The sequence below is a fragment of the Chitinophaga pollutisoli genome, from assembly GCF_038396755.1.
GTDB lineage: Bacteria > Bacteroidota > Bacteroidia > Chitinophagales > Chitinophagaceae > Chitinophaga > Chitinophaga pollutisoli.
This window is the reverse complement of record NZ_CP149822.1, coordinates 4,351,727-4,378,718: the sequence shown is the minus strand read 5'-3', so window position 1 is coordinate 4,378,718 and position 26,992 is coordinate 4,351,727. Positions and strand designations below refer to the sequence as shown.

General features: G+C 52.4%; 36 protein-coding genes. 6 read left to right on the top strand and 30 right to left on the bottom strand.

Features of this window, described 5'->3' with window-relative positions; genetic code table 11:
* Window position 1: 1 nt before the first annotated feature.
* From rpsK to rpsJ, 27 genes are all read right to left on the bottom strand, one after another.
* Window positions 2-400: a 30S ribosomal protein S11 gene (gene rpsK / locus WJU16_RS18520; RefSeq protein ID WP_341834921.1), complete on the bottom strand. Its 399-nt coding sequence runs from the start codon at window positions 398-400 to the stop codon at window positions 2-4.
* Window positions 401-511: 111 nt separating this feature from the next.
* The gene (gene rpsM / locus WJU16_RS18515; protein ID WP_341834920.1) at window positions 512-892 is read right to left on the bottom strand and encodes a 30S ribosomal protein S13; all 381 of its coding nucleotides are present in this window, start codon (window positions 890-892) and stop codon (window positions 512-514) included.
* 46 nt (window positions 893-938) lie between these two features.
* Window positions 939-1,055, bottom strand: coding sequence for a 50S ribosomal protein L36 (gene rpmJ / locus WJU16_RS18510; protein WP_072360626.1), 117 nt, complete (start codon window positions 1,053-1,055; stop codon window positions 939-941).
* A 35-nt stretch (window positions 1,056-1,090) separates the two neighbouring features.
* The gene (gene infA, locus WJU16_RS18505) at window positions 1,091-1,309 is read right to left on the bottom strand and encodes a translation initiation factor IF-1 (protein ID WP_012789309.1); all 219 of its coding nucleotides are present in this window, start codon (window positions 1,307-1,309) and stop codon (window positions 1,091-1,093) included.
* Between the two features lie 179 nt (window positions 1,310-1,488).
* Window positions 1,489-2,295 carry a type I methionyl aminopeptidase gene (gene map, locus WJU16_RS18500; RefSeq protein WP_341834919.1) on the bottom strand — a complete coding sequence of 269 codons (807 nt, stop codon included), beginning with the start codon at window positions 2,293-2,295 and terminating at the stop codon, window positions 1,489-1,491.
* Window positions 2,296-2,398: 103 nt separating this feature from the next.
* On the bottom strand, window positions 2,399-3,742 hold the full coding sequence (secY, locus tag WJU16_RS18495; protein WP_298716416.1) for a preprotein translocase subunit SecY: 1,344 nt from the start codon (window positions 3,740-3,742) through the stop codon (window positions 2,399-2,401).
* An 80-nt stretch (window positions 3,743-3,822) separates the two neighbouring features.
* Entirely contained in the window at window positions 3,823-4,269 is a 447-nt protein-coding gene (gene rplO / locus WJU16_RS18490; RefSeq protein WP_341834918.1) for a 50S ribosomal protein L15, read from the bottom strand.
* Between the two features lie 97 nt (window positions 4,270-4,366).
* Window positions 4,367-4,552, bottom strand: coding sequence for a 50S ribosomal protein L30 (gene rpmD / locus WJU16_RS18485; protein ID WP_298716420.1), 186 nt, complete (start codon window positions 4,550-4,552; stop codon window positions 4,367-4,369).
* A gap of 84 nt (window positions 4,553-4,636) precedes the next feature.
* Window positions 4,637-5,155 (bottom strand): 30S ribosomal protein S5, encoded by a 519-nt coding sequence (rpsE, locus tag WJU16_RS18480; protein WP_298716422.1) that lies wholly within the window; start codon window positions 5,153-5,155, stop codon window positions 4,637-4,639.
* A 33-nt stretch (window positions 5,156-5,188) separates the two neighbouring features.
* A complete protein-coding gene (rplR, locus tag WJU16_RS18475; protein ID WP_341834917.1) occupies window positions 5,189-5,542 on the bottom strand; it encodes a 50S ribosomal protein L18 in 354 nt (117 codons plus the stop codon).
* A 148-nt stretch (window positions 5,543-5,690) separates the two neighbouring features.
* Window positions 5,691-6,245, bottom strand: coding sequence for a 50S ribosomal protein L6 (gene rplF / locus WJU16_RS18470; RefSeq protein WP_341834916.1), 555 nt, complete (start codon window positions 6,243-6,245; stop codon window positions 5,691-5,693).
* A gap of 115 nt (window positions 6,246-6,360) precedes the next feature.
* Window positions 6,361-6,759 carry a 30S ribosomal protein S8 gene (gene rpsH, locus WJU16_RS18465; protein ID WP_298716429.1) on the bottom strand — a complete coding sequence of 133 codons (399 nt, stop codon included), beginning with the start codon at window positions 6,757-6,759 and terminating at the stop codon, window positions 6,361-6,363.
* Between the two features lie 91 nt (window positions 6,760-6,850).
* A complete protein-coding gene (gene rpsN / locus WJU16_RS18460) occupies window positions 6,851-7,120 on the bottom strand; it encodes a 30S ribosomal protein S14 (RefSeq protein ID WP_126246779.1) in 270 nt (89 codons plus the stop codon).
* 6 nt (window positions 7,121-7,126) lie between these two features.
* Window positions 7,127-7,702, bottom strand: coding sequence for a 50S ribosomal protein L5 (gene rplE / locus WJU16_RS18455; protein WP_341834915.1), 576 nt, complete (start codon window positions 7,700-7,702; stop codon window positions 7,127-7,129).
* Window positions 7,702-8,046 carry a 50S ribosomal protein L24 gene (gene rplX, locus WJU16_RS18450; protein WP_109698269.1) on the bottom strand — a complete coding sequence of 115 codons (345 nt, stop codon included), beginning with the start codon at window positions 8,044-8,046 and terminating at the stop codon, window positions 7,702-7,704. The genes rplE and rplX overlap by 1 nt, the downstream gene beginning before the upstream one ends.
* A 196-nt stretch (window positions 8,047-8,242) precedes the next feature.
* Window positions 8,243-8,611, bottom strand: coding sequence for a 50S ribosomal protein L14 (rplN, locus tag WJU16_RS18445; RefSeq protein ID WP_109698268.1), 369 nt, complete (start codon window positions 8,609-8,611; stop codon window positions 8,243-8,245).
* Between the two features lie 75 nt (window positions 8,612-8,686).
* Window positions 8,687-8,947: a 30S ribosomal protein S17 gene (rpsQ, locus tag WJU16_RS18440; RefSeq protein WP_109698267.1), complete on the bottom strand. Its 261-nt coding sequence runs from the start codon at window positions 8,945-8,947 to the stop codon at window positions 8,687-8,689.
* Between the two features lie 58 nt (window positions 8,948-9,005).
* Window positions 9,006-9,206 carry a 50S ribosomal protein L29 gene (gene rpmC, locus WJU16_RS18435; protein WP_126246776.1) on the bottom strand — a complete coding sequence of 67 codons (201 nt, stop codon included), beginning with the start codon at window positions 9,204-9,206 and terminating at the stop codon, window positions 9,006-9,008.
* A gap of 55 nt (window positions 9,207-9,261) precedes the next feature.
* Window positions 9,262-9,681 (bottom strand): 50S ribosomal protein L16, encoded by a 420-nt coding sequence (gene rplP / locus WJU16_RS18430; protein WP_126246775.1) that lies wholly within the window; start codon window positions 9,679-9,681, stop codon window positions 9,262-9,264.
* A 50-nt stretch (window positions 9,682-9,731) separates the two neighbouring features.
* Window positions 9,732-10,523, bottom strand: a complete 792-nt coding sequence (gene rpsC, locus WJU16_RS18425; protein WP_333863302.1) for a 30S ribosomal protein S3 — start codon at window positions 10,521-10,523, stop codon at window positions 9,732-9,734.
* A gap of 51 nt (window positions 10,524-10,574) precedes the next feature.
* Window positions 10,575-10,931: a 50S ribosomal protein L22 gene (gene rplV, locus WJU16_RS18420; protein ID WP_126246773.1), complete on the bottom strand. Its 357-nt coding sequence runs from the start codon at window positions 10,929-10,931 to the stop codon at window positions 10,575-10,577.
* A gap of 122 nt (window positions 10,932-11,053) precedes the next feature.
* Window positions 11,054-11,320, bottom strand: a complete 267-nt coding sequence (gene rpsS, locus WJU16_RS18415) for a 30S ribosomal protein S19 (RefSeq protein WP_126246772.1) — start codon at window positions 11,318-11,320, stop codon at window positions 11,054-11,056.
* 63 nt (window positions 11,321-11,383) lie between these two features.
* Window positions 11,384-12,217 carry a 50S ribosomal protein L2 gene (gene rplB / locus WJU16_RS18410; RefSeq protein ID WP_341834914.1) on the bottom strand — a complete coding sequence of 278 codons (834 nt, stop codon included), beginning with the start codon at window positions 12,215-12,217 and terminating at the stop codon, window positions 11,384-11,386.
* A 93-nt stretch (window positions 12,218-12,310) separates the two neighbouring features.
* On the bottom strand, window positions 12,311-12,610 hold the full coding sequence (gene rplW / locus WJU16_RS18405; RefSeq protein WP_333863295.1) for a 50S ribosomal protein L23: 300 nt from the start codon (window positions 12,608-12,610) through the stop codon (window positions 12,311-12,313).
* A gap of 55 nt (window positions 12,611-12,665) precedes the next feature.
* The gene (gene rplD / locus WJU16_RS18400; RefSeq protein WP_341834913.1) at window positions 12,666-13,310 is read right to left on the bottom strand and encodes a 50S ribosomal protein L4; all 645 of its coding nucleotides are present in this window, start codon (window positions 13,308-13,310) and stop codon (window positions 12,666-12,668) included.
* A 1-nt stretch (window position 13,311) separates the two neighbouring features.
* Window positions 13,312-13,935: a 50S ribosomal protein L3 gene (gene rplC, locus WJU16_RS18395; RefSeq protein WP_341834912.1), complete on the bottom strand. Its 624-nt coding sequence runs from the start codon at window positions 13,933-13,935 to the stop codon at window positions 13,312-13,314.
* A 169-nt stretch (window positions 13,936-14,104) separates the two neighbouring features.
* Window positions 14,105-14,410, bottom strand: a complete 306-nt coding sequence (gene rpsJ, locus WJU16_RS18390) for a 30S ribosomal protein S10 (RefSeq protein ID WP_012789286.1) — start codon at window positions 14,408-14,410, stop codon at window positions 14,105-14,107.
* Window positions 14,411-14,631: 221 nt separating this feature from the next.
* Between rpsJ and WJU16_RS18385 the strand changes: the two genes are divergently transcribed.
* Window positions 14,632-15,420: an energy transducer TonB gene (locus WJU16_RS18385; protein WP_341834911.1), complete on the top strand. Its 789-nt coding sequence runs from the start codon at window positions 14,632-14,634 to the stop codon at window positions 15,418-15,420.
* A 52-nt stretch (window positions 15,421-15,472) separates the two neighbouring features.
* Here WJU16_RS18385 and WJU16_RS18380 read toward each other — a convergent pair whose 3' ends face one another.
* Entirely contained in the window at window positions 15,473-15,850 is a 378-nt protein-coding gene (locus WJU16_RS18380) for a hypothetical protein (RefSeq protein ID WP_341834910.1), read from the bottom strand.
* A gap of 416 nt (window positions 15,851-16,266) precedes the next feature.
* Between WJU16_RS18380 and WJU16_RS18375 the strand changes: the two genes are divergently transcribed.
* Window positions 16,267-17,385, top strand: a complete 1,119-nt coding sequence (locus WJU16_RS18375) for a PQQ-dependent sugar dehydrogenase (protein ID WP_341834909.1) — start codon at window positions 16,267-16,269, stop codon at window positions 17,383-17,385.
* A gap of 3 nt (window positions 17,386-17,388) precedes the next feature.
* On the opposite strand, the gene WJU16_RS18370 is transcribed toward WJU16_RS18375, so the two are convergent.
* Together WJU16_RS18370 and fusA are read right to left on the bottom strand one after the other, a co-directional pair.
* On the bottom strand, window positions 17,389-17,976 hold the full coding sequence (locus WJU16_RS18370; protein ID WP_341834908.1) for a hypothetical protein: 588 nt from the start codon (window positions 17,974-17,976) through the stop codon (window positions 17,389-17,391).
* Window positions 17,977-18,555: 579 nt separating this feature from the next.
* Window positions 18,556-20,700 (bottom strand): elongation factor G, encoded by a 2,145-nt coding sequence (fusA, locus tag WJU16_RS18365; protein ID WP_341834907.1) that lies wholly within the window; start codon window positions 20,698-20,700, stop codon window positions 18,556-18,558.
* A gap of 664 nt (window positions 20,701-21,364) precedes the next feature.
* On the opposite strand from fusA, the gene WJU16_RS18360 reads away from it, so the two are divergent.
* The 4 genes from WJU16_RS18360 to WJU16_RS18345 all read left to right on the top strand — a co-directional run bounded on the left by WJU16_RS18360 (window position 21,365) and on the right by WJU16_RS18345 (window position 26,508).
* The gene (locus WJU16_RS18360) at window positions 21,365-21,622 is read left to right on the top strand and encodes a T9SS type A sorting domain-containing protein (protein WP_341834906.1); all 258 of its coding nucleotides are present in this window, start codon (window positions 21,365-21,367) and stop codon (window positions 21,620-21,622) included.
* Window positions 21,623-21,638: 16 nt separating this feature from the next.
* Window positions 21,639-22,799 (top strand): type IX secretion system outer membrane channel protein PorV, encoded by a 1,161-nt coding sequence (porV, locus tag WJU16_RS18355; RefSeq protein WP_341834905.1) that lies wholly within the window; start codon window positions 21,639-21,641, stop codon window positions 22,797-22,799.
* Between the two features lie 36 nt (window positions 22,800-22,835).
* Complete coding sequence (locus WJU16_RS18350; RefSeq protein ID WP_341834904.1) at window positions 22,836-23,117, top strand: hypothetical protein; 282 nt, start codon at window positions 22,836-22,838, stop codon at window positions 23,115-23,117.
* A 187-nt stretch (window positions 23,118-23,304) separates the two neighbouring features.
* Window positions 23,305-26,508, top strand: coding sequence for a hypothetical protein (locus WJU16_RS18345; protein ID WP_341834903.1), 3,204 nt, complete (start codon window positions 23,305-23,307; stop codon window positions 26,506-26,508).
* Window positions 26,509-26,992: the final 484 nt, after the last annotated feature.

Sequence of the window (26,992 nt, the reverse complement as noted above, 5' to 3'; positions counted from 1 at the left end):
ACTATACCCTTCTCTTTTTCGGAGGACGGCAACCGTTGTGCGGCAGCGGCGTAACGTCTTTGATGAGGGTTACCTCGATACCGGAATTCGCGATGGCGCGGATAGCGCTTTCACGGCCGGCGCCGGGACCTTTCACAAAGACGTCAGCTCTTTTCAGGCCGGCGTCGATAGCAGTTTTGGCGGCATCGGAAGCAGCCAGCTGGGCAGCGTACGGAGTGTTCTTTTTAGAACCCTTGAAGCCCATCTTACCAGCAGAAGACCAGGAGATAACCTGACCCGCCTTGTTGGTGATGCTCACGATGATGTTGTTGAAACTTGCAGAGATGTGTACATCGCCGAAGTTATCCACTTTTACTACCCTCTTTTTAGCGGCAGCTTTAGTATTCGTTGCTTTTGCCATAATTCGTTATAATTCCAACTATGAAACTCCAAATCCGTTTGTCTATAAAAACCCTTTATGCCGCCGCCTCCCGGATTTGGACGGAGGACCAGCAGACCAGGGATTCTATCACTATTTCTTCGTCGCCTTCTTTTTACCAGCAACCGTCTTACGCTTACCTTTACGGGTACGGCTGTTAGTACGGGTGCGCTGGCCTCTAACCGGCAGACCTTTACGGTGACGCAGCCCGCGGTAGCAGGCGATATCCAGCAGACGCTTGATGTTCATCTGAACTTCAGAACGCAGTTGACCCTCAACTTTCAGCTCCGCATTGATAATGTTACGAATCGCACCCTGCTCATCGTCATTCCAATCCTTTACTTTCTTGTTCAGATCAATTTCCGCCTTGTTCAGGATATATACTGCGGTGGAGTGACCGATTCCGAAGATGTAGGTCAGTCCAATTTCACCCCTTTTGTTTTTAGGAAGATCAATACCGGCTATACGTGCCATATTAATTGTTTAGTTTATTATTCTTTATAATGAGTAACAGATGCGATTATCCCTGACGTTGCTTAAAACGGGGATTCTTTTTGTTGATCACCAGCAATTTACCCTTGCGGCGAACGATCTTGCAGTCTGCACTTCTTTTCTTGATGGAAGCTCTTACTTTCATGAGTCAATAGTTATAAATCTACTAGTGTATTTTACTTATTTATACCTGAAAATTATACGACCCCTGCTCAAATCATAAGGGCTCATTTCAACCCCAACCTTATCGCCCGGCAGGATGCGAATATAGTGCATCCGCATTTTTCCAGAAATGGTCGCCAAAATCTCATGCCCGTTTTCCAGCTTTACCCGGAACATTGCATTTGATAAGGCTTCGAGAATAATACCATCCTGTTTAATCAGTGCCTGTTTCGCCATAAAAATTTTTAGGAATGCAAAGATACCATAAAAAGTTCTGAATCAGAAAAATTTAGGGCAAATTATATTTATTAATATCCGGTTTGTGGATAAAGTCCCCTCCCCTGTTGTGCATAAGTCGATAACTGCTTGCGAAACAGATGTATATGTATTGGGAATAATTATCTTAACCTTTTGTCTTATTGCGCTACCGCTCCCGCCAAAACAGGATTTTGCTGCTCTGCCGCTTCAATTTCCACAAATGTAGACAGCACATCCGCCTTCCCCTTCTGCACAGAAACCGTGTGTTCGTAGTGAACAGACACCTTCCGGTCACGCGTCACCACCGTCCACCCGTCCTCCAGGTATTCCACATCCCGGGTGCCCAGGTTGACCATCGGCTCGATCGCGATCACAAGGCCTTCTTTCAGCACCGCTCCGCTGCCCCTGCGGCCGTAATTCGGCACCTGTGGGTCCTCATGCAGGTTGCGGCCCAAACCATGCCCAACAAGCTCCCTGACAACGCCATAACCGCGTTCTTTCTCCAGATAGTCCTGGATGGCATAAGCGATGTCACCCACGCGGTTGCCCACCACCGCTTTCTCGATCCCCTTGTTCAGGGCAGTCTTGGTAGCGGCCATCAGCTTCCGCACATGTGACGGCACTTCGCCGATCGCGAACGTATAGGCGCTGTCACCATGGAATTCGTTTTTATACACACCTACGTCTACCGACACGAGATCGCCCTCGCGGATGATATAGCTGTTGGGAATGCCATGCACTACCGCTTCGTTCACGGAAATGCAGCAGGTATTGGGAAAACCCTTATAATTTTTGAAGGAAGGCACCGCGCCGTGGTCGCGGATGAATTGTTCCGCGATAGCATCGATGTCCAGCGTGCTCATGCCGGGCTTCAGCTGACGGGCCACTTCCGCGAGGGTAGCGCTCACCAGCTGGGCGCTTTCGCGCATCAGCTCTATTTCTTCACTTGTTTTATAATGAACCATAACATGCAAAATTAACAAAAAATGACGAGACAGCCGTGCCGTAAACTAAACAGCCATCCTGCCCATTGGTTCAGGATGGCTGCTAATATGTTTTGCCTTGCGGTTACGCGTTGGCGGGAGATGTTCTGCCTTTGATGCGGCCGGAGCTCATGAGGCCGTCGTAATGACGCATGAGCAGCTGGCTTTCGATCTGCTGCAGGGTATCCAGGATTACGCCCACCATGATCAGCAGGGAAGTACCGCCGAAGAAGGTAGCGAACTGGCTGTTGATGCCGAGTGCGGCAGCGATGCCGGGCAATACGCCCACCAGTGCCAGGAACATCGAACCGGGGAGGGTGATCCGGTCCATCACGGCGCCGATGTAATCAGCGGTGGATTTACCGGGTTTCACACCGGGGATGAACCCGTTATTGCGTTTCATTTCGTCCGCCATTTGCGTGGGGTTGAAGATGAGCGCGGTGTAGAAGAACGTAAATACGATCACCAGCACGGCATAGATCACATTGTACCAGGGGTTGGTGTGATCGCTGAAGATGCGGATGAAGCCGGAAGCGCTCTCGCTCTGGGTAGCAAAACCGATCGCCGTGGCCGGGATAAACATGATGGCCTGGGCGAAGATGATGGGCATAACGCCTGCAGCATTCACCTTGAGGGGAATGAACTGGCGAACGCCGCCGTATTGTTTGTTACCGACGATTCGTTTGGCGTAATTCACGGGGATTTTGCGCGTGCCCTGTACCAGCAGGATGAGCCCGATGGTGATCACGATGAACATGGCAATTTCCACGAGGAATACGAGCAGGCCGCCGCCCGCACCTGTGATTTTCAGGGAGAATTCCTGCAGGAGGGATTCCGGGAGGCGGGCAAGGATGCCCACCATGATGATGATGGAAGTACCGTTACCGATGCCCTTATCCGTGATTTTTTCACCCAGCCACATAACGAACAGCGTTCCGGCGGTCAGCACCACGGTGGTGGAAAGCCAGAACATGACGTCGCCGTATCCGGGAACAAGCGCTCCACCGGATTGCGTCCTCAGGTATGCAACGTATGCGCTGGCCTGGAAAGCCGTCACGATTACGGTGAGCAGGCGGGTGTATTGGTTGATCTTCTTCCGGCCGCTGTCTCCTTCTTTCTGGAGTTTCTGGAAATAGGGAACGGCGATCGTAAGGAGCTGAATGGCGATAGACGCAGAGATATAGGGCATGATGCCGAGGGCGAAGATGGATGCGCGGGAGAATGAACCACCGGCAAACATGTTAAACAGCCCAAGGATACCTTGCTGGGAAGTCTCGGAGAATTTGGCCAGCTCGTTGGGATCGAGACCGGGAAGGGTGATATAGGAACCAACACGGTATACCAGTACCAGGAGCAGCGTTGTGAGGATGCGCTTGCGCAGGTCCTCGATACTCCAGATGTTCTTTATGGTTTCGATAAATTTCTTCACAGGAAGATAAGAGTTTAATAACGCGTGCAAAAATTCGAAAAGACGCACTACTCCGTAGGCGCCTTCTCTATCGTAATTTCTTAAACCAGTTCCACAGAACCACCAGCTGCTTCGATGGCTGCTTTGGCTTTCTCGCTGATTGCGTTCACTTTCAGCGTTACTTTGCTCTTCAGCTCACCATGGCCCAGGACTTTCACCTGGTCGGTTTTGCTGATGAGGCCGTTCATGTAGAGGTTCTCGAGGCTGAATTCCTGAATACCGTATTTCTCGATGATCGTGTCCAGCTGGCCGAGGTTGAATACTTTATACTCAACGCGGCTGATCGGGTGGAAACCGCGTTTCGGCAAACGGCGCTGGATAGGCATCTGGCCACCTTCGTGACCGCGTTTGCTGGAATAACCGGTATTGGATTGCGCACCTTTGTTACCTTTCGTAGAAGTGCCACCTTTACCGGAAGCTTCGCCGCGACCGAGGCGTTTTTCTTTATGTACTGCGCCTTTTGCAGGACGGAGTTGATGTAAGCTCATTTGTGTAATTGTTTTACTTGCGCGGAAATCAACCGCTCGCTTTTACAATGATAATTCAAAAAAACAGAAAGCCAAATGTAAAAATGAAAATTTTACATTATGCATTCACTTCTTCCACTTTCACCAGGTGGTGCACGGCGCGAACCATGCCCAGGATCTGGGGGGTGGCTTCAACCTCAACGGTATTGTTCATTTTTTTCAGTCCGAGTGCCTTCAGGGTCAGTTTCTGACGTTCAGGACGATCGATACCGCTTTTTACCTGGGTGATCTTAATCTTTGCCATTTTACTTTGATATATTTCCTTTGAAGAATTCCGGCATCCGCAAGGCAAACCCTCCGGAACCGGGGTTATATCCGCCCGGGATTATTATCCGTTGAAAACTTTCTTCATGGACACGTTGCGGGTTCTGGCAACCTGGATGGGTTCGCGCAGCATGCCGAGCGCCTTGAAGGTGGCTTTCACCACGTTGTGGGGGTTAGCGGAGCCGAGGGACTTCGCCAGCACGTCGGTGATACCCGCGCTTTCCAGAACGGCGCGCATGGAACCTCCGGCGATTACACCCGTACCATGGGCAGCAGGCTTAACCAGCACTTTGGCAGCGCCTTCCTTAGCCAGCTGATCGTGGGGGATCGTACCGTGGTGAATGGGAACTTTGATCAGGTTCTTCTTTGCATCGTCGATACCTTTAGTGATCGCTTCCTGCACTTCCTTGGCTTTACCAAGACCGTGACCTACCACGCCATTTTCGTTACCCACAACCACCAGCGCGGAAAAGCTGAAAGTACGACCACCTTTGGTAGTCTTTGTAACCCTGTTGATAGCTACAACCTTCTCTTTCAGTTCCAGATCGCCGGCTTTTACTTTATTGAATGAATTCTTTGCCATTTTTATTTAATAAGAATTACGATATCAGTTTGATTAGAATTGCAGACCGCCTTCGCGCGCGCCATCGGCAGTTGCCTTTACGCGGCCATGGTAGAGATAACCGGAACGGTCGAACACGCAGCTGGTAACACCCAGTGCAGTCGCCTTAGCCGCCAGGGCTGCGCCCACTTGCTTGGCTTTCTCGGTCTTGTTGCCAGTCACACCTGCCAGCGCTTTATCGCGGGAAGATGCAGATGCCAGGGTTGTACCGGTGGTATCGTCGATCAGCTGGAGATAAATCTCCGAGTTGCTGCGAAATACGGACAGTCTGGGCTTCTGTGCAGTTCCGCTGATCTTCTTACGGATACGGAAGCGGATATTCTGTCTTCTGTTTGCTTTTGTAATCATTACTTTAAGTATTTGATCTCCCGATGCTGCCGGGACTTTATTTGTAAAGCAAACACCGGAACACAGTTCCAATGTTTACTTCAAAGTTTTGAAATGTTCCTGCTCCCACCCTTCAGTGGCTTACGCCGCGATGCGAAGGAGCCGGGGATTATTTACCGGCGGATTTACCAGCTTTCTTACGTACAACTTCGTCGCTGTAACGTACACCTTTACCTTTGTACGGCTCGGGTTTGCGGAGGCTGCGGATCTTGGCGGCAACCTGGCCCAGGAGCTGGTTGTCGATACCTTCCAGCTGGATCAGCGGGTTCTTACCTTTTTCAGTTACGGTGTTCACCTTCAGTTCCTTCGGAATCTCGAAGATGATATTGTGGGAGTAGCCCAGCGCCAGGTCGATCAGCTGACCGTTGTGCGCAGCCTTGTAACCCACACCTACCAGTTCCAGTTGTTTCTTGAAACCTTCGGTTACGCCGGTCACCATGTTGGCGATAAGCGCGCGGTACAGACCGTGCAGCGCACGGTGGCGGATCTGGTCAGTCGGGCGGGTGATCAGGATCTCTCCGTCTTTCACTTCCACTTTAATATCGCGGTCGATCGCTTTTTTCAGTTCGCCTTTGGGACCTTTTACAGTCACCTCGTTGGTAGCGCTAACAGTTACTGTTACACCGCTAACCAGTTTAATCGGACTTCTGCCTATACGTGACATGATTCGTCAGTTTATGTTGTTGTGAGGCGGCATCCCGGGTTCAGCCCGTATAGAAGGCTTAATAAACGAAAATGCCGTTGATCCCGCCCTGGTAAAGGACGGGATCAGAATATGATTAATATACGTAGCAAACTACTTCGCCACCTACGTTTTGTGCTTTTGCTTCCTTGTCGGTCATTACACCTTTGGAAGTGGAGATGATCGCCACGCCGAGACCGTTCTTGATACGTTTGAAGTCTTCAGGTTTGGAATACTGGCGCAGACCGGGACGGGAAATCCGCTGCAGGTCCTGGATAGCAGGAACTTTGGTCTGGGGATCGTATTTCAGGGCGATCTTGATGAGGCCCTGCTTGTTGTCTTCCTCGAACTTGTACTTCAGGATATAACCTTTGTCGTACAGGATCTCGGTAATGCGTTTCTTCAGTTTGGAAGCCGGAATTTCCACGATCCTGTGGTTTGCCATCTGGGCATTGCGGATGCGTGTCAGAAAATCTGCTATTGGATCAGTAACCATTGTTAGTTAAAGTTGAAAATGTGTACAATGCGATATCCAATCGATATAGATAGGAATCAAAAAACTACTTCGGGAGCTGGCCCGGTGATAATTACCAGGAAGCTTTTCTTACGCCAGGGATTTTACCTGCCAGTGCCATGTCGCGGAACATGTTACGGCAAATGCCGAATTGACGCATGTAGCCTTTGGGGCGACCGGTCAGCTGGCAACGGTTGTGCAGGCGAACGGGAGAAGCGTTTTTGGGCAGTTTGTCGAGCGCTGCGTAGTCGCCTTCAGCTTTCAGCTGTGCGCGTTTCTCAGCGAACTTAGCCACCATGGCTTCTCTCTTTCTTTGTCTGGCTTTTACGGATTCTTTTGCCATGTGATATTATTGTTGATCTTTTTTGATGTTCTTGAACGGCATACCCAGCTCCTTCAGGAGCTCGTAAGCTTCTTCATTGGTTTGGGCTGTGGTTACGAAAGTGATATCCATACCGGTGATTTTGGTCACCTTGTCGATGTCGATCTCCGGGAAGATGATCTGCTCGGTCACACCCAGGGTATAGTTACCGCGGCCGTCGAACGCTTTCTCGTTGATACCCTTGAAGTCGCGTACGCGGGGCAGGGAAACGGCGATCAGGCGGTCGAGGAATTCGTACATGGTTACACCACGCAGGGTCACACGCGCACCGATGGGCATGTGCTTACGCAGCTTAAAGTTAGAGATGTCCTTTTTGGACAGGGTAGCGATGGCCTTCTGACCTGCGATGCGGGTCATTTCGTCTACTGCGATGTCTACCAGTTTCTTGTCGCCAACAGCACCGTTGATCCCCTGGTTCAGGCAGATCTTGGTCAGGCGGGGAACCTGCATCACGCTCTTATAGTTAAACTTCTTTTGCAGGGCGGACACCACCTCGTTGCGGTATTTGGTCTGCAGTCTGGGTTTATATGATGTTGTTGCCATTATTTGATTACCTCCCCTGATTTTTTAGCGATACGAACTACTTTACCATTTTCCCGCTGACGGCTAACGCGGGTAGCTTTACCAGCCTTAGCGTCCCACAACATTACGTTGGAAAGGGAGATGGGAGCCTCCTGCTTAACGATACCACCTTTGGTATTCTGGGCAGTCGGTTTCGTGTGCTTGGTGATGATGTTCACGCCCTCTACCAGCACTTTCGGGTTGGTTGCGTCAACGATGACTTCCAACACCTTGCGCGCTTTGGTACGGTCCTTGTCCTCACCGGAGATAACCACAACCAGGTCGCCTTTCTTAATGTTGAACTTAGGCTTAAATCTAGTTTTCATCTGTTTGTTTGTTTATACGCCAAGCAAAACTTGGGTCTCGCTTGATTAAAATATATGTCGTTTTATGAAACGGGTCGCAAAGATATGCAAAGATTTCGGATACTGAATTCAGTTATTCACATAAAGACTGTCACAATATATAACCGCCTTATGCCTAATTACTTGAATCCTGTATCCGAAATCCTATGTCGACTCCTTACAGCACCTCAGGCGCCAGGGAGATGATCTTCATGTATCCTTTATCGCGAAGCTCACGGGCAACCGGACCGAAAATACGGGTACCGCGGGGCTCGTCAGAGTTGTTCAGCAATACTACGGCGTTGTCATCGAAGCGGATGTAAGAACCGTCGCGGCGACGGAGCTTCTTCTTCGTTCTAACAATAACAGCTTTGGTTACGGTACCTTTCTTCATACCGCCACCGGGGATCGCGTCCTTTACAGTCACCACAATCTTGTCGCCCACACCTGCGTAGTCCTGGCCGGAGTTGCCGAGTACACGGATGCAGAGCACTTCTTTCGCGCCACTGTTATCTGCTACGTTCAGCCTTGATTCTTGTTGTATCATCGTAATGCGTTTGTAATTGTTTTAGCAGCGGCTGCAGGGCCTTACGGTTGCCGGCAGCTTGAAACAAATAAATAATTATTTTACTTTCTCGATCACTTCCACCATGCGCCAGCATTTGTTTTTGGACATCGGGCGGGTTTCCATGATGCGAACAGTGTCACCAATGCTGCACTCGTTTTTATCGTCGTGCGCCATGAACTTGGTGGTTTTCTTTACGAACTTACCATAGATCGGGTGCTTTACCTTACGTTCTACGTTAACGGTAATGGTTTTATCCATTTTGTTGCTGGATACTACCCCAATCCTGGTTTTTCTTAATTTTCTTTCGGTCGTCATTTGTTGAAAGTTTTATACTTCCTACCGCCTTCCGGCGGAAATGGTGAATGCTAATAGTTTAGAATCCCAGTTGTCTTCTGCGCAGTTCAGTCTGAATGCGGGCCAGCTCTCTTCTCATGAAGCGGATCTGCATGGGATTTTCGATCGGCGTTACCGCGTGGCTGAACGTGATCTTTTTCAGGCGCAGGGCTTCTTCAGACAGTTTGTCTTTCAAATCCTGATCGCTCAGGCCTTTAAGATCCAGTTTTGCTTTAGGCATCGTTATTTATTTTGTTTCTGGTTATCAGGTTTGTTTACGCTCGGTTCAATATCGTTTACGCTACGTAGTCGCGGCGGATCACGAATTTCACCTTGATCGGAAGCTTCTGTGCGGCCAGTTCCATCGCTTCTTTGGCTACCTGCAAGGGCACACCGTCAGCTTCGAAAAGGATACGACCGGGCTTTACTACTGCTGCCCAATGGTCGGGAGCACCTTTACCTTTACCCATCCTCACTTCCAGCGGTTTCGCCGTGATCGGCTTGTCGGGGAAAATGCGGATCCACACGTTACCTTCACGTTTCATGTGCCTGGTCAAGGCTACACGGGCAGCTTCGATCTGACGATCAGTGATCCACTTAGGTTCCAATGCTTTAAGGCCGAATGAACCGAAAGAAAGCAGCGCACCGCGTTTCGCGTTCCCTTTGATGCGGCCTTTTTGCATCTTCCTGTGTTTCGTTCTCTTGGGCTGTAACATCGTTTATGTTGTTAAAAAGTTGTTGTTAATGAATTTTCGTCAGGCCCAACTTATTTGCGCGGGCCACGGTCACCACCTCTTCTCTCGCCGCCACGGCCACCACGGTCGCCACGGTCACCACCACGGCCGCCGCGATCACCACCACGGTGCTCACCGCCCGGACGTCCGCCTTCAGCTTTGTCGGAGATGGCATTCGGGTTCAGGTCACGCTTGCCGAGTACTTCACCTTTACAAATCCATACTTTGATACCGATTTTACCGTAAACGGTCAGGGCGAAGAGGGAAGCGTAGTCGATGTCCATGCGGTAGGTATGCAGGGGAACGCGACCTTGTTTCATTTCTTCGGAACGTGCGATTTCAGCACCACCGAGGCGGCCGCCTACTTTCACCTTGATACCTTCTGCACCCATGCGCAGCGCGGTAGCAATCGCCATTTTGATGGCACGTTTATAGTTGATACGGCTTTCGATTTGTTTGGCGATCGTTTCAGCTACGATAGTGGCATCGATCTCAGGGCGACGGATCTCCAGGATGTTGATCTGTACGTCTTCCTTACCGGTCAGCTTTTTCAGCTCTTCCTTGATGCGATCCACTTCGTTACCGCCTTTACCTATGATGATACCAGGTTTGGAGGTATGAATGGTAATGATAAGCTTACCCAGGGTACGCTCGATCACCACGCGGGAGATACCGCCCTTGTTGATACGTGCGTTGAGGTAAGTTCTGATCTTGTTATCTTCGATCAGTTTGCCAGCATAGTCTTTCTTGCTGCCATACCAATTAGAGTCCCATCCTCTGATGATACCTAACCTGTTACCAATAGGATTTGTTTTCTGACCCATGTTCTGGTTTTATTTGTCTATGAGTTTAAATATATTTTTCCTACAGTTTGCTTAACCTTGTTGAACCGGACGGCTATCAACAGCCAGTGTTACGTGGTTGCTGCGTTTGCGGATACGGTACCCTCTTCCCTGGGGAGCAGGGCGCATTCTTTTCAGCATGCGGCCGCCGTCAACGAAGATCGTTTTTACGTACAGGTTAGCATCTTCTACCCGTGCTCCTTCATTCTTCACTTTCCAGTTAGCCACAGCGGAGAGCAACAGTTTCTCCAGCGGAGTGCTCGGGTGTTTGGGATGGAATTTCAAAATATTCAAAGCTTTCTCTACATCCAGGCCGCGGATCAGGTCTGCAAGCAAACGCATTTTGCGGGTGGAGGTAGGATTATTGTTCAGCTTAGCTACTGCTTCCATTGTTATTTGTTTCTGAGTGATATTAAGTTTCTTGTTTCAGCGTCCGGTCATTGACTGTTTCCTTCGTCCTTTCAGCATCTCCTTTAGCCGGAACCGAAAACGGGAAACCTTAAAACCGATGACTACATTTTCTTGTTGGCGTGCCCTTTGAAGTTACGGGTAGGAGCGAACTCACCGAGCTTGTGACCTACCATGAACTCTGTTACGTAAACAGGGATGAACTTGTTGCCATTGTGAACGGCAAAAGTGTGACCCACGAAGTCAGGCGTAATCGTAGAACGGCGGCTCCAGGTTTTGATCACCGTGCGTTTGGTGCCTTCGTTCTGTTTCAGAACCTTGTTTTCTAATTTAATGTCTACGTAAGGACCTTTTTTAATGGAACGACCCATGTTGTATGTTTATTTACCATCCCCGTCCCGGTTTTACCCGGAACGGGAACGCGTTAGACGTTATTAAAGTTTTTTACCGTTTTTGCGGCTGATGATCAGCTTGTCGGAGCTCTTGTGAGACTTCCTCGTTTTCAGACCCTTGGCGTATTTACCAGTTCTGGAACGGGGATGGCCACCGGAGGACTTACCTTCACCACCACCCATCGGGTGATCCACGGGGTTCATCGCTACACCACGGTTGCGGGGTTTGATACCTCTCCAGCGGTTGGCACCAGCCTTACCGATGGATTGCAGACCGTGATCGGAGTTGGAAACGGTACCCACGGTTGCCATGCAGGTATTCAGTACCTTGCGCAGTTCGCCGGAGGGCATTTTCAATACGGCATATTTTTCTTCCTTGTTGCTCAGCTGCGCGTATGCACCGGCGGAACGCGCAATGGCTCCACCTTTACCAGGCTGCAGTTCAATGTTGTGAACCACGGTACCCAGGGGCATATTTTTCAGCGGCAATGCGTTCCCTACTTCAGGAGCTACGTCGGCACCGCTGTTCACGGTCGCGCCTACCTGCAGGCCCTGGGGAGCGATGATGTAACGTTTCTCACCATCTGCATAGCTCAGCAGGGCGATGAAAGCGGTACGGTTCGGATCGTATTCGATCGTTTTTACTGTTGCGGGAATACCGGTTTTATCGCGCTTGAAGTCAACGATACGGTATTGTTTCTTGTGCCCGCCGCCGATGTAACGCATGGATCTGCGGCCTTGTGCGTTTCTACCGCCGGTTCTCTTTGCCGGAGCCAGGAGGCTCTTTTCAGGCGTGTCGGAGGTCAGCTCTGCATAAGCATTACCAATTTTCCAACGGGTACCGGCTGTAATCGGTTTGTATTTTTTCAGTGCCATTTCTACTTAATTCTAAGATTTAATAGACTATTGTTTAATTGATCTGTATATACATCCAGGTTAACGGCTTACGCCGCTAACGGCACTGGTATATTATATGTTAGCATACAGATCGATGGATTCTCCTTCTGCCAGCGTCACCACTGCTTTCTTGAAAGAAGGCTTGCGGCCGGAGATAAAACCGGCTTTGGTAAAACGGGTCTTGTTTTTCCCGGGCATTACCATGGTGTTCACTTCTGCTACCGACACACCGTAGAAATCCTCTACTGCTTTCTTGATCTCCAGTTTGTTGGCTTTCTTGTCAACAATGAAGTAGAAGCGGTTGAACTTCTCAGTCGCCTTGTTTACCTTCTCCGTGATCACCGGTTTGATTAAAACATCAGACAGTTTCATCTGTTAGTTATTTTATAGTTCGCCGGACTGAAACCGGCCTTGTTGATTGAATTGATTAAGCTTCTACCACAGTCTCGTCTTCAGCGAAGATTTTGGCTGCGCTCTCCGTCAACACCAGGAAGTTGGAGTTCATGATTTCGTAAGTGTTCACGTCGCTCAGCACGGTGGAATCCACGGTGGGGATGTTGCGCAGTGACAGGTATACGTTATCGTTGTACTCGGGCAGCACCACCAGGGTTTTCTTGCCTTCAACATTGATGTTCAGGTTGGAGAGGATGCTCTTGAACTGTTTGGTTTTGGGAGCGTCCAGCTTCAGGTCTTCCACGATGATGATGGAGTTCTCTTTCGCTTTTACGGACAGGGCGGAGATTTTCGCCAGATCCTTCACCTTGCGGTTCAGTTTGATGTCGTAGCTGTGCGGTTTGGGACCGAAGATGGTACCACCACCTTTATACAGCGGGTTACGGATGTTACCTTTACGGGAACCGCCGGTGCCTTTCTGCTTGTGCAGCTTGCGGGAAGCACCTTTTACTTCGGCACGGGTCTTAACCTTGTGGGTACCCTGACGCTGTGCGGCGAGGTATTGTTTCACGGCGAGGTAAATCACGTGATTGTTCGGCTCAACGCCAAAGATCTCCTCGGGAAGCTCAATGGTACGACCGGTTTTCTTACCTTCTATATTTAAAATATCGATCTGCATGTTACTTCTGGATTAAAACGATTGAACCATTGTGGCCGGGAACGGAACCACTTACCAGGATATAATTTTTCTCAGCGAAAATCTTAACGATCTTCAGCCCTTTCACTTTCACGCGTTCAGCACCCATCTGGCCCGCCATGCGCATACCTTTGAATACGCGGGAAGGATAAGAGGAACCACCCACGGAACCCGGAGCGCGCTGACGGTCGTGCTGACCGTGCGTTTTTTCACCCACACCAGAGAAACCATGGCGTCTTACAACACCCTGGAAACCTTTACCTTTGGAAGTACCCACAACGTCGATAACCTCACCTTCAGCGAAAATATCGCAGGTGAGTGTCTCTCCGAGGGCTTTAGCCACGGCAGCATCCGGATTGCGGAACTCAGTAACGTAACGTTTAGGGGAGGTTTGTGCTTTCGCGAAGTGGTTTTGTTCAGCTTTTGTAGTGTTTTTGGCTTTCTTTTCGCCAAATGCAACCTGAACAGCGTTGTACCCGTCAGTGTCTTGGGATTTCACCTGGGTAACCACGCAGGGACCGGCCTCGATGATGGTAACGGCGGTCTGTTTGCCGTTGGCCTCGAAGATGCTGGTCATGCCAATCTTTTTACCAATAATACCTTTCATTTGTTATATAATTTAGCCCAGCGCCTGAGGGATCTCTAGCTATCCTCAGGATGAGCGGTTTAAATGCTATTGGGCGGCTACCCGGAAGGCGTAGCCTGTATTTAATGATGTCGTCATAAAATACCTCAGGCGGGCCATATTGCCCACCTTTGCTGAGGTCCCTTCTCTCCTACGCCTTGATCTCCACTTCAACACCAGAAGGCAGATCCAGCTTGCTCAGCGCATCTACGGTTCTGGAAGAAGACGTGTAAATATCCAACAGGCGCTTGTGGGTGCACAGCTGGAATTGCTCACGCGCTTTCTTGTTCACGTGCGGAGAACGCAGCACCGTAAAGATTTTCTTCTCGGTCGGTAAAGGAATAGGACCTGTTACCACGGCGCCCGTGTTGCGAACGGTTTTAACGATCTTCTCGGCAGATTTGTCTACCAGGTTGTGATCGTAGGACTTCAGCTTGATTCTAATTCTCTGAGACATATGCAATGAACTTCTTCTATTATTACCCCTCAATTTGGGAGGGCAAAGGTAACTAAGTTTTTTATCCCCACAAATAAATTTTGAGGATATTTTCCCCCACTCATTGACTTTTTCACCGCCATTCCCTAGTTTTAGTGGCCGGCACCCTTCTGCCCAGGCCTCTTTTCATCCAACTAACGCTCTTATACCCAATCCATTACACCCGTCAATTCCACTTTCATATGCACCTCCGCCTCCTCATACTATTTTTTTCCCTCTCCCAAACAATTTTTGCCCAATCCTACCCGGAAGACTCCGCCGCCGCCCGCCAGGCCGAATTCGACGCCTTCCAGGCCGATGAGCTCCCCCAGTTCCCCGGCGGCCCCGAAAACATGGCGATTTGGATCAACGCCAACCTCAAAATCCCCTACATCCCCCTCCGCAACGATACCACCGTCACCGTCCACGTCGATTTCCTCGTGGAAGCCGACGGCCGCATCACCCACTTCACCATCCGCCAGCCCGGCTTCCGCAGCCTCGATAAAGCCGTTATCGACCTGTTCGTCATCATGCCCCTCTGGCGCCCTGCCTACCTGGCCGACCGCCCCATCCCCCTCCGCCTCCATCTCCCCCTCAACCTCCACCTCGGCAACACCCTCCGCAAACCCTACGACGTCCCCACCCCCGAAGTCAGCAACATGCCCACCTTCAACGGCGGCGGCAAAGCCCTCGCCTACCACATCCGCAAAAACCTCCGCTACCCCAAAGAAGCCCGCGCCGCAGGCATCTCCGGCATCATCACCGTCGAATTCACCGTGCTTTCCAACGGCGCCGTCGCCAACCCCTTCACCACCGGCGACGCCATTGGCTACGGCCTGGAAGAAGAAGCCATCCGCATCGTGGAAAAAATGCCCCGCTGGATCCCCGCCATCCTCGACGGCAAACCCGCCACCGCCAAACACAAAATCCTCATCCGCTTCGAACTCCCCCAGCCCGCCAACGAAAAAGGGGCCGGCAACAGCGTAAACTGATACCAGCCCCTGCTAAAGGATTGCATTATTTATTGACATTCAGCGTATTATACTATTTCGCCATCTTCGTTTCCCGGATCGTCTGCCGCGCTTTGGCGCTGGGCAAATAAATCTGGAAACCAAGGTTCAGCCCAACATTATGCGCTGTCACCGAACTGCCGAAACCCACCGTCAGGTTATATTTCAACAATGCCTCCAATGCAATGTTGGGAGTAACGAAATAAGCCAGCCCCGGACCAAATCCCAGCCCCAACCCGTTCGTGTTCGTGCTCGCCACATTGCTCGCCTTGGTGTTTACTCCATTGAAACCCGCATTGGCTTCCAGAAACCAACGGGTCTTATTCAACAGCTCAATCCGTTTGTCTTTAATATAATACCGGCCAAAAGCCCCGATCCCGTAATTGAAACGGGTAGAACCGTTGCCCGTCAACAGCCCCAGGTTTACCTCCGGACCGATCGCAATATCGTCTTTAATGAACCAACCCGCCTTTGGCGTGAGGTTCAGACTGAATGTACTCCCCCGTCCTGGAAAGTACCGCCGATATTAGCCAGGTTGGCGCCAACGAGTATGTTTCCTTTCTGGGTTTGTGCCTGAACTTGGGATGTGAACAGCATGCCCGTGAGCATTAGAGCCAGGTAACCGACTTTCTTCATAATATGAGGTTTTGATGAAATTGCTTGCTTGCCAAAAAATTACAGGTGGGGACAGATAGGATATGCCTGATTATGAATACAATAAACATAATCTTAACATCCCGTTTGTGAAAAGGTTGAAATACGTGGCGATTTTTTTTGACTGGCAGACAATTTGCAGCCGTTTCCACAGTTCTTCCTAAAACCAGGTCCATGAAAACAACATTCCCCGCCCTGTTGCTCCTCCTGCTGATCACCGCCACCGGCGGCTGCGGCAAAAAGAATACCCCCACGCCCGGCAACCCCGATCTACCCGAAGATCCCGACTGGCCGACAGATAAAGTCCGGGAAGTGGTGAATGCCGGCATCAACCGCCCCTGGGAAATCCTCTGGGGCCCCGACAATTTCATCTGGATGACGGAACGCGGCGGCCGCATCAGCCGCGTGAACCCCAAAACAGGAGAAGTGCTCCCGCTGCTGACGCTCCCGGATATCGTCTCCAACGGTGAAGGCGGCCTCCTCGGCATGGCGCTCCACCCCGACTTCAACAATTCCCCCTTCGTATTCGTGGTCTACAATTACGGCACGCCTTACCGCGAAAAAGTGGTCCGCTATGAATACCGCAACAACGCCCTGTCCGCTGCCCGCGTTATTATTGACAATATCCCCGCCGCGGGCATCCATAACGGATCGCGCCTGCAGTTCGGGCCCGACGGGTTGCTCTACATTACCACCGGAGACGCCGCGGATGCAGATGCAGCGCAGGATCCCGCGTCTTTAAGCGGGAAAATCCTCCGGCTCCGGCCCGATGGCGCCATTCCCGCCGATAACCCCGTGGCAGGCAGCCCGCTCTGGAGCCTGGGGCACCGCAACCCGCAGGGACTGGTTTTCGTGGGCAACACGCTCTATGCTTCCGAGCACGGCGCCAATACGGAAGACGAAGTCAATATCATCGAGAAACACCGGAATTACGGCTGGCCGAACGTCCAGGGGCCCTGCAACGGCGGGGAACAGACTTTCTGCGACGCGAACAACGTCAAACCGCCGATATGGTCTACCGGAGACGGCACCTTCGCGCTCTGCGGACTGGATTTCTATAACCACGACCGGATCCCGGGCTGGAAGAACTCCCTACTGCTGGTGAGCCTCAAAAACGCAACGCTTTACCAGCTGAAACTTTCGTCCAACGGGCAAAGCGTTGCTTCCACAGCGAGCTGGTTCACCAACCGCTACGGCCGGCTCAGGGATGTTTGCGTATCGCCCTACGGCCGCGTATACATCTGTACAGACGCGAGCCCCGGCCGCATCATCGAGATCAATAATCCTAATTAGCCATCAGGGCGTTTGCCCCGCGTGCAATTCTCCTTCATGCATTTCCCTCCAGGCGCAGCTATGCAGCACCAGGGCCAGGTTCGTGCGGTCCATCGACAGGCAGATCCAGCCGGTGTAGTCCGTTTGATCTTTCTTGAACTGGATGCCGATGAATTTCCGGCTGGCGCTTAACCAGGCGCCGGTCCACACGGTATCGCCCGGCGTGGCGGCGGGGATGAAGGCTTCCACGAGGTAGGATTCCATGCCTTTCCAGTCGCGGGGATGCGCCGGGATGGTGGGGATGGCTTCCGCGGGCTGGAGGCATACGGTTGAATCCGATTTCACCAGCAACTTTGCATTATTGATGCCTGCGGCGAAGAATTTGCCGCGCATGCCTTCGGCGCCGCCGGTAACACCCAGGGCGAAGTAGACTTCGTGGGTCTTGTCACCGTCGACGTCGAGATGGAACGACTGCAGGTTTTTCACCTGCACATCATTGAGGGACCGGTGCTGGAAGGTTGAGGGGATGACGGGATCGCAGCACTTCTTTTTACAGGCAAAAAGGATCGTGATGGCCGTGAGGGTTACGGCCACGAGGGGTTTGTGGAGCATAAGCGATGGTTTTGAGGGGTTTGAAAATAAGCGGCACTGGCACAAATACGTGCTTGCATATAAAACGATCCTTGCATATAAAAGTTACATATACCTGCAACGCGGGCCGGCGCTTCCATCCACCGGCAACACAGCAGTCCTGTTAATCCAACCATACAGACTGAGCAATGCAAACTTGTATGCGTACTATTGGCCAGGCGTTGCTATCTCCAAACCCCCATCGGGTTGCCCGCTGCGGGTTATTTATAGTTGCATCCCTATTAAACCTTTGCTGGCAGTAGGTTACAGTAGGGTTGAGATACCTATCAGATACCCTTGAGATACGGTTAAGCCACGGTTGAGCCTCCCCTATAAAGGGGTAGCTCATAGGTAGCTCAGGGGTAGCTCAAAGATGGCTTACAGATGGCTGAACCAAGCCGTAACGCCGGTACAGGCGTGCGTTTAACGGTAAGTGTGGTTATACATGCCGGAAGGAAAGGCTGGCGCAGGAAGGTGGGGGGTTAGGATGGGAGCATGAAAAAAGCCCCCGGAATACCGGAGGGCCCTTTTTCTTATTTCTATCTATCAACTTGTGGCTGATCAGGCGTTCACTTTGCCCTTTACCTTGGCTACCACCTCTTCGGCGATGTTGTTCGGTGCGGGGTTGTAGTGAGAGAACTCCATGATGGAAGTTGCACGGCCGGAAGACAGGGAGCGGAGTTGGGTTACATAACCGAACATTTCGCTCAGGGGCACTTTCGCCTTGATTACCTGTGCTCCGTTGCGGGATTCCATACCTTCCAGCATACCACGACGACGGTTGAGGTCACCTGTTACGTCGCCCATGTACTGGTCGGGGGTGGTTACTTCCACTTTCATGATGGGTTCCAGCAGCACCGGTTTCGCTTTACGGCCGGCTTCACGGAAGGCGGATTTGGCGCAAAGTTCGAAGGACATTGCGTCGGAGTCCACCGCGTGGAAAGAACCGTCGAACAGGCGAATCTTCAGGGAAGTCAGGGGGAAGTTAGCGAGAACGCCATTGTTCATGGATTGCTCGAAACCTTTCTGAATTGCCGGAATGAATTCTTTGGGGATGGAACCACCGAAGATATCATTCACGAACTGGAAGGATTTGCCGTCGTTTTCTTTCAGCCATTCTGCGTCCGCAGGGCCGATTTCCACCTGGATGTCGGCGAATTTACCACGACCACCGGTTTGTTTCTTGAACACTTCGCGGTGTTCAATTTTCTGGGTGAACGCTTCTTTGTAAGCCACCTGGGGAGCGCCCTGGTTAACTTCTACCTTGAATTCGCGACGCATACGGTCAACGATGATTTCGAGGTGAAGCTCGCCCATACCGCTCAATACGGTTTGGCCGGTTTCTTCGTCGGTTTTCGCTTTCAGGGTAGGATCTTCTTCCACCAGTTTAGCGATAGCCATACCCATTTTATCAACGTCGGCCTGCGTTTTAGGCTCGATGGCGATGTGGATTACGGGCTCGGGGAAAGACATCGATTCGAGAACGATCGGATGGTTTTCCGCGCAGAGGGTGTCACCGGTTTTGATATCTTTAAAACCTACAGCAGCACCGATATCGCCGGCTTCGATGAAGTCGATCGGGTTCTGCTTGTTGGCGTGCATCTGCATGATACGGCTGATACGCTCGTTTTTGCCGGTGCGGGTGTTGAGCACATAAGAACCTGCGTCCAGATGGCCCGAGTAAACCCGGAAGAACGCCAGGCGGCCTACGAAGGGATCGGTAGCGATCTTGAACGCCAGGGCAGCGAAGGGTTCTTTAGCCGAAGGGGCGCGGGTGATTTCCTCGCCATTGTCGGGGTTGGTACCGGTTACAGCTTCAACGTCCATGGGAGAGGGCAGGTAACGGCAAACGCCGTCCAGCATTTTCTGCACACCTTTGTTTTTGAAGGAAGAACCGCACATCATGGGGATGATAGCCATGTCGATGGTGGCTTTGCGGATCGCTTCGTGGATTTCAGTTTCGGAGATGGAGTTGGGATCTTCGAAGAACTTCTCCATGAGGGTATCGTCGTATTCAGCAACTGCTTCTACGAGTTTAGCTCTCCATTCTTCCGCTTCCTCCTTCATATCAGCGGGGATGTCGATTTCCTGGTAGGTGGCACCTTTACCGGCTTCGTCCCAGATGATACCTTTCATGGTGATCAGGTCCACCACGCCTTTGAAGTGATCTTCAGCGCCGATGGGCAGGGTCAGGGGAACGGGGTTTGCACCCAGCATCTCCTTCACTTGTTTCACCACGTTCAGGAAGTCTGCACCGGAACGGTCCATTTTGTTAACGAAACCGATACGGGGAACGCGGTACTTGTTAGCCTGGCGCCAAACCGTTTCGGATTGGGGCTCCACACCGGATACGGCGCAGAACAGGGCTACCAGACCGTCGAGTACGCGCAGGGAGCGCTCTACTTCCACAGTGAAGTCCACGTGGCCCGGTGTATCAATAATGTTGAATTTATACTGTTTGGTATCCGGCAAGTTCTGACCCTGGTTGGTAGGGAAATTCCAGAAACAAGTGGTAGCAGCAGATGTAATGGTAATACCTCTCTCCTGCTCCTGGGCCATCCAGTCCATGGTAGCGGCTCCTTCGTGAACCTCACCGATTTTGTGCGTCTTGCCTGTGTAGTACAGGATACGCTCTGTGGTAGTGGTCTTACCGGCATCGATGTGCGCCGCAATACCAAAGTTTCTTTGAAATCTTAAGTCTGCCATAAAAGTAAAATGACTATAAGTAATGCAATTTGGGGGGCAAAGGTAATCAATTTCTATCAATAAATAAAGCAGTCTGATTTTGTCAAATTGTTAAAAACTACCCTTTTTCCAATCTCACCGCTTATCCGTCCAAAACCGCCAGAAATGAAACAGATTCCGCTAACCCGTTCACCGGGCGGATTTTTTTCTAGTTTTACACCCTGTGAGAGCTGAAGAGGCCCATTGTCCACTGTACATGAACCGTTTATACAGTAACCATTACCGGGCGCCAAAAAATGTCCCGGGGAATAGCAGCATAGCATCAACCAGACCGCACTGAAGGGAACCCGTCATTACCAGATCGCTTTGCGCTTCATTTCCGGCATGCCCGGCAATCATTACCCCGTTTTCCAGAACCATCACATAACCATTGTTTTATGAAGCATTTTTCTACTAAACACCTCCTATTGGCCATGTTCCTGGCCATCTCGTGGCTGCCTGCCCGGTCGCAACTCGTGCTGGTCAGGCACGTAACTTCCACTTCCGGCGGATCAGGCATCGTTGGCGGTATCCATTTCGACTATACCATCGGAGAAGCCGCCATCTCCCCCTGTCCGCAGGGCCCATCCTCCTTACACAGGGATTCCAGCAGCCAGAGATCCTGCCGCCGCTTATACCCGGCGGCATGCCCGTGCTCGACTTCTCCCTGTTTCCAAACCCGGCACTGACCACCTTCAAGATCCAGTTCAGCCTCCTCACCAACGCCAATGTCTCCTTCCTGCTCATGAACACCGCAGGACAGGTCATTTACCAGGATGTAAGGGATTATGCGCCTGGAAAGGTCGTCATTCCCACGTCCGTCGACAAGCTCGCGGCGGGGATTTACACGGTTATCCTGAAGGTCAACCAGTTCACCTTCACCGAAAAACTTATTGTTCAATAGCCTAATACGGTATACCATGAAGCATTTGAATACCATCCTCCTTCTGGCGGGATTGCTGGCGGTACGCCCGTTGATGGCACAGAAGTCAGCTAAGCAGCCGCTCAACGTAGGCGCCCCCTTCCTGATGGTCAACCCCGACGCCAGGAGCAGCGCCACTGGCGGGGCCGTCACCGGGCTGGAGCCCGATGCAAACGCCATCTACGCCAATGCCGCAAAGCTCCCCTTCGCGGGAGAATGGGGCGCAAGCGTGTCCTACTCACCCTGGATGTGGGACCTCCTCGATAAAAAGACCCACATGGCCTATATCTCTGGTTTCAAAACATGGGGCGGACAGCAGAGTCTGGGCGCAGCCGTCCGTTATTTCAATTACGGTGACGTCACCTTCAGGGATGATAACGGAACCGTTCTCCAGCAGTACAAACCCAGGGAATACTCCGTGGACCTCGCCTATGGCAGAAAGCTCGGTAACCTTTTCGCCCTCGCCGTAACGGGCAGGTATATCCGCAGCGAGCTTGGCAACGGCACCTACAACGGGCAGCTGCAAAAGCCGGCCTCCGCAGTGGCAGGGGATATCAGCCTCTACTCCCAGGGATATGCAGACCATATCGACGGCAACAACCGGTATGCATGGGGCATCAGCTTCACCAATATCGGTACCAAGCTGTCCTATACCGACGCCAGCGACACCAAAACCTTCCTGCCCATGAACATCCGCATCGGCGGTGGCTACACCTTCGTGAGAACGGAAGACCATAAGTTCACCATCGCTGCGGACGTCAACAAACTCCTCGTCCCCACCCCGCCCACCTACAAACTCGACCAAGATGGCATGCCTACCAACGAGATCGAGAAAGGCAAGGATCCCGACCGCAGTGTCGTCGAATCCATCTTCACTTCGTTCGGCGATGCGCCGGGGGGATTCAGGGAGGAGATCAGCGAGTTTTCTTTCGCAGGCGGCATCGAGTACGCTTACCAGAGCAACTTCTTTGTGCGGACGGGATACTTCTATGAAGATCCCGCCAAAGGAAACCGCCAGCAGTTCTCCACCGGATTCGGTGTGCGCGTGCAGGGCTTCCAGCTCGACTTCGCCTACCTCATCCCCACCGGCGGCAGCATCCGGCAGCGGAAGAGCATGAACTTCACGCTCATGTATACACCCTTCAGGGATAACAGATAATAAAACCCATTTCTATTCATTGATAAAGCACTCGTCATGAACAAGTTATTCATACTGATCATTTTCCTGCTGGGCGCATCAGCCACCACCCGGGCCCAGGACGCCAGAAAAGCGGGCGAAGGACAGAGCATTCGCCATCGCATCTTCAGCGACTATGACCAGGCAATCGGCAGGGTAAGGGCTGGCCAGGTTTCGGCTCCCAAACCCATTGAAGCCACCCTGTCGTCGCCACAGGCGTTGAAACAGCATATCTTCCCCGGTTCCAACGGAGGCGGGGGATTCCCCGCAATACAGCTGGCGCGCGTAAGGCGAACATAACCGCGCCGCCTGCCGCCACCAAGCTTCCCAGTGCCGCATCCGGCGCGCAGGCTGCACAACAAGACAAAACATCATCCGCCAAATCTGCAGCCAAACCCTTCGATGTAGGCGCGCAAGGCACCGAACCGCCGCTTACGGCGCCGGTACCTGCCAAAGCCAAGCCTATCCAACCTAAAAACTGAGCACCATGAAAAAAACACTATATCTCCTCTTCTTTATACTGTCGGCCACCCTTGCCGGCTACGCGCAAAACGGCTTGTCGGGTATCAACTACCAGGCGGTAGCCCGCAATTCCAATGGCTCCGTGCTGGCTAACCAGGCTGTGAGCGTCCGTTTCTCCATCCGGGGCGGCGGGCCGAACGGCGCCGTACAGTACCAGGAAACACATAATACAGCTACCAACGCCATTGGGTTATTCACTTTGCAGCTGGGGCGCGGAACACCCGTTACGGGCACTTTCGCCGGTGTGCCCTGGGGCAACGCCAACCAGTTCCTGCAAGTGGAAGTGAATACGGGCGGCGGTTTTCAGGCACTGGGCACCACACAGCTGATGTCTGTACCGTTTGCGCAGTTCGCCGCTAACGGGAATCCCGGACCCGCCGGGCCGCAGGGCCCTGCCGGTCCAGCCGGGCCTGTGGGTGCGATCGGACCTGTGGGGCCTGCGGGTGCAACAGGGCCTGCCGGACCAGCGGGACCAGCCGGCGTTGCCGGACCTGTGGGGCCAGTAGGGCCCGCGGGTGCAGACGGTGCAACAGGGCCAGTTGGGCCTGCCGGACCTGCCGGCGTTGCCGGACCTGTAGGACCTGTAGGGCCTGCGGGTGCTGTAGGGCCTGCCGGACCAGCGGGACCAGCGGGACCAGTTGGGCCTGCCGGACCTGCCGGTGCGGATGGCGCTACGGGGCCTGTGGGGCCCATTGGACCTGCCGGGCCGATTGGTCCGATCGGGCCTGCCGGGCCTGCGGGACCTGCCGGAGATATCAATGGGGTGGCAGCCGGCGGATCGCTGAGCGGTACTTATCCTAATCCAACGATCGCCAATAATGCAGTGAATACGGCACAGGTAGCGGATGGTTCCATTACGTTACCCAAGTTGGCGCCGGGTGTGATCCCCGCCAGTTTGCCTCCGAACGGCGCTGCGGGCGGTGATCTGAGCGGCACCTATCCAAACCCCGCCGTGGCGAGGTTGCAAACGATCCCGGTGTCAGTGACGGCTCCGGCGGCGGGACAGGTTTTGAAATTCTCCGGTACAGAATGGGCGCCGTCTGCCGATAACGCCGGTGGCGGGGGGCTTACGCTTCCCTATGCAACGGTGGAAAACGATCCGGCCACGCTGTTTTCCATTACCAATAACGGCGACGGCACATCGATAGAAGGTGTGAACAACACGACCACCAGTAATATCACGAGCATCCGAGGGATTGTTTCCTCTGCATCTCCCGGAGGTTTTTCCGCAGGGGTGCGTGGTATTAATAATGGTACCGGCGGTTTAGGCGTAGGAGTATACGGATCGCAAAACGGATCCGGCTGGGGCGTTTACGGCAACACACCCAATGGATTGGGCGTGTATGGGAACGCATCCGCCAATGGATATGGCGTTTATGCCAACAGCAATACCGGAACAGGCCTGCAGGCTACGAGCAACAACGGTATACCAGCTTCTATCAGTATTTTCAACAACGCCAATAATAATAACGCTTTGGTGGTTAACTCCGTAGGGAATGGCACAGTTGTAAACGTGACGACGACCGGGAACGGCGCGGGCGTTAGAGCTTCGACCGTGGCGGGGTTTGGTGTACATGGCATTACCAGCGCGCAAACGAGCGCCGGTGTGGTGGGTGATAACAACGGTGGCGGCGAAGCCGTGGTGGGTCGTACCACCAGCGACATCGCCGGAGCGGTGGTGGGCCGTAATGATGGCGGCGGATATGGTGTGCGGGGATTCATCGCTACCAATACCTCAGGAACTGCTGTAGGCGTGCTCGGGCAGGTGGGTCTGAACAACAGTACCGGCCGCGCGGGCAGATTCGAAAACTTCAACCAGACCAATACCACCGGCAACACGCTGGAAGTGCACACCAACGGTAACGGCAATATCCCGGATAATACGCAGGGTAACGCCGCGTCCTTCCTGGTTGATAATAACAACAGCGTAGCCGCTGCAGTGAGAGGCGAAGTAAAAACGATCTTCGGCAACTTCGGAGCTGCGGGCATCTTCGGGATTTCTTCCGGAACGGGCGGCTTCGCCGGTTTGTTTCATTCCAGCAATGTCTCCGGCAACGGCCCCGCCGTGGTAGCCATCCAGGATGGTAACGGTAACGCCATAACGGCGAATGCCAGCAAAGACGGCAACGCCATCGAAGCGAATATCGACGGGGCTGGCAATGCTCTGTACGCATGGGTTCCCACCTTTGCAACTGGCCGCGCGGGACGATTCAACATTTTCAATGAAAACAATACCAGTGACGCTATCACCGTAACAACAGTCGGGAATGGTATCGCCGGTAATTTCATGGTAGACCGTGTGACGGGTACGAAAGCCGCGGTACGTGGAGAAGTAAACTCGCAGTTCGCCAACTTCGGGACGGCTGGTATTTACGGGATATCTTCCGGGACCGGTGGCTATGCAGGATTGTTCCATGCCAGCAACCCGGCCGGTAATGGCCCTGCCCTGATCGCCATCGCCGATGGTAACGGTAACGGGATAACGGCAAACGCCTCCAACACCGGTGACGGCGTGGAAGCAACTGCCGATGGTACGGGTTCCGCAATCTATGCATGGATTCCCAACTTCGGTGGCGGCCGCGCAGCCAGGTTCGTGAATTACAATACTGCCAATACAAATCCGGTATTGACGGTGGAACAACATAGCAATGGGTCTATTGCTGTTTTCAGATCAGGTAATCCCGGTTCGGTAAACGTGGCCCGCATCAATTCCGCCGGTCGCGGATTCTTTAATGGCGGCACGCAAAATAGTGGTGCGGACATTGCGGAAGCATTCGATGTGGAAGGAACGATCCATGAATATGAGCCCGGAGATGTATTAGTGATCTCCACCAGCAGCGACCGCAAAATGGAAAAGTCCGCCGAAGCTTACTCCTCGCTGGTTGCGGGGGTGTATGCCACCAAACCCGGCGTATTGCTGACGGAACGCGAAGGTGTGGACGATATCAACGACCTCGTGCCAATGGGTGTTGTGGGCGTTATCCCCACCAAAGTTTGCGATGAAGGCGGACCCGTCCGCCGGGGCGACCTGCTCGTTACTTCCAGCAGGAAGGGTTATGCCATGAAAGCCGATCCGAAAAAAGTGCAACATGGCCAGATCCTCGGAAAAGCTTTACAGGAACTACCTTCCGGTGCAGCAGTGATTAAGGTGCTGGTGAATGTGAAATAAGGTTGGACTTCAAACGATAACCGCATTGACATACATTCTTTGACGAGAGCAAGGGTATATGTATGGTTTTGTGTATGGCTGCCTCTTCCGGGGCGGCCTTTTTCCATTTTTTTATGATTGATCCAATTTTTCTCATGCTTAATTACTTACTTTGCAATCGATCTGAGAATAGTACATCTACCTGTGATGCATTACCCCAGGATCTCCCACCTCCATATTTAACCATCATTATTGAAAAGGACCCGACCGCAGCAAAGCTGCTCCTATTCAATTCCTGCCTATCGAAAACGGTTCTACCGGAAACCGGTATACGTTTATATCAACAACCAAAGAAAAACGCGTAACAGCGTTCCATGTCCTGTCGTCCGCTAACCTATTTGAAAGTAACTGTCGGGGTACCCCGTACGTCGTAAGCCATTTCAACCGAACCAAGCAGAAACATATTCCGTATACCAGCCCTGTCGTCTTTTCCGAGAATCGAGAC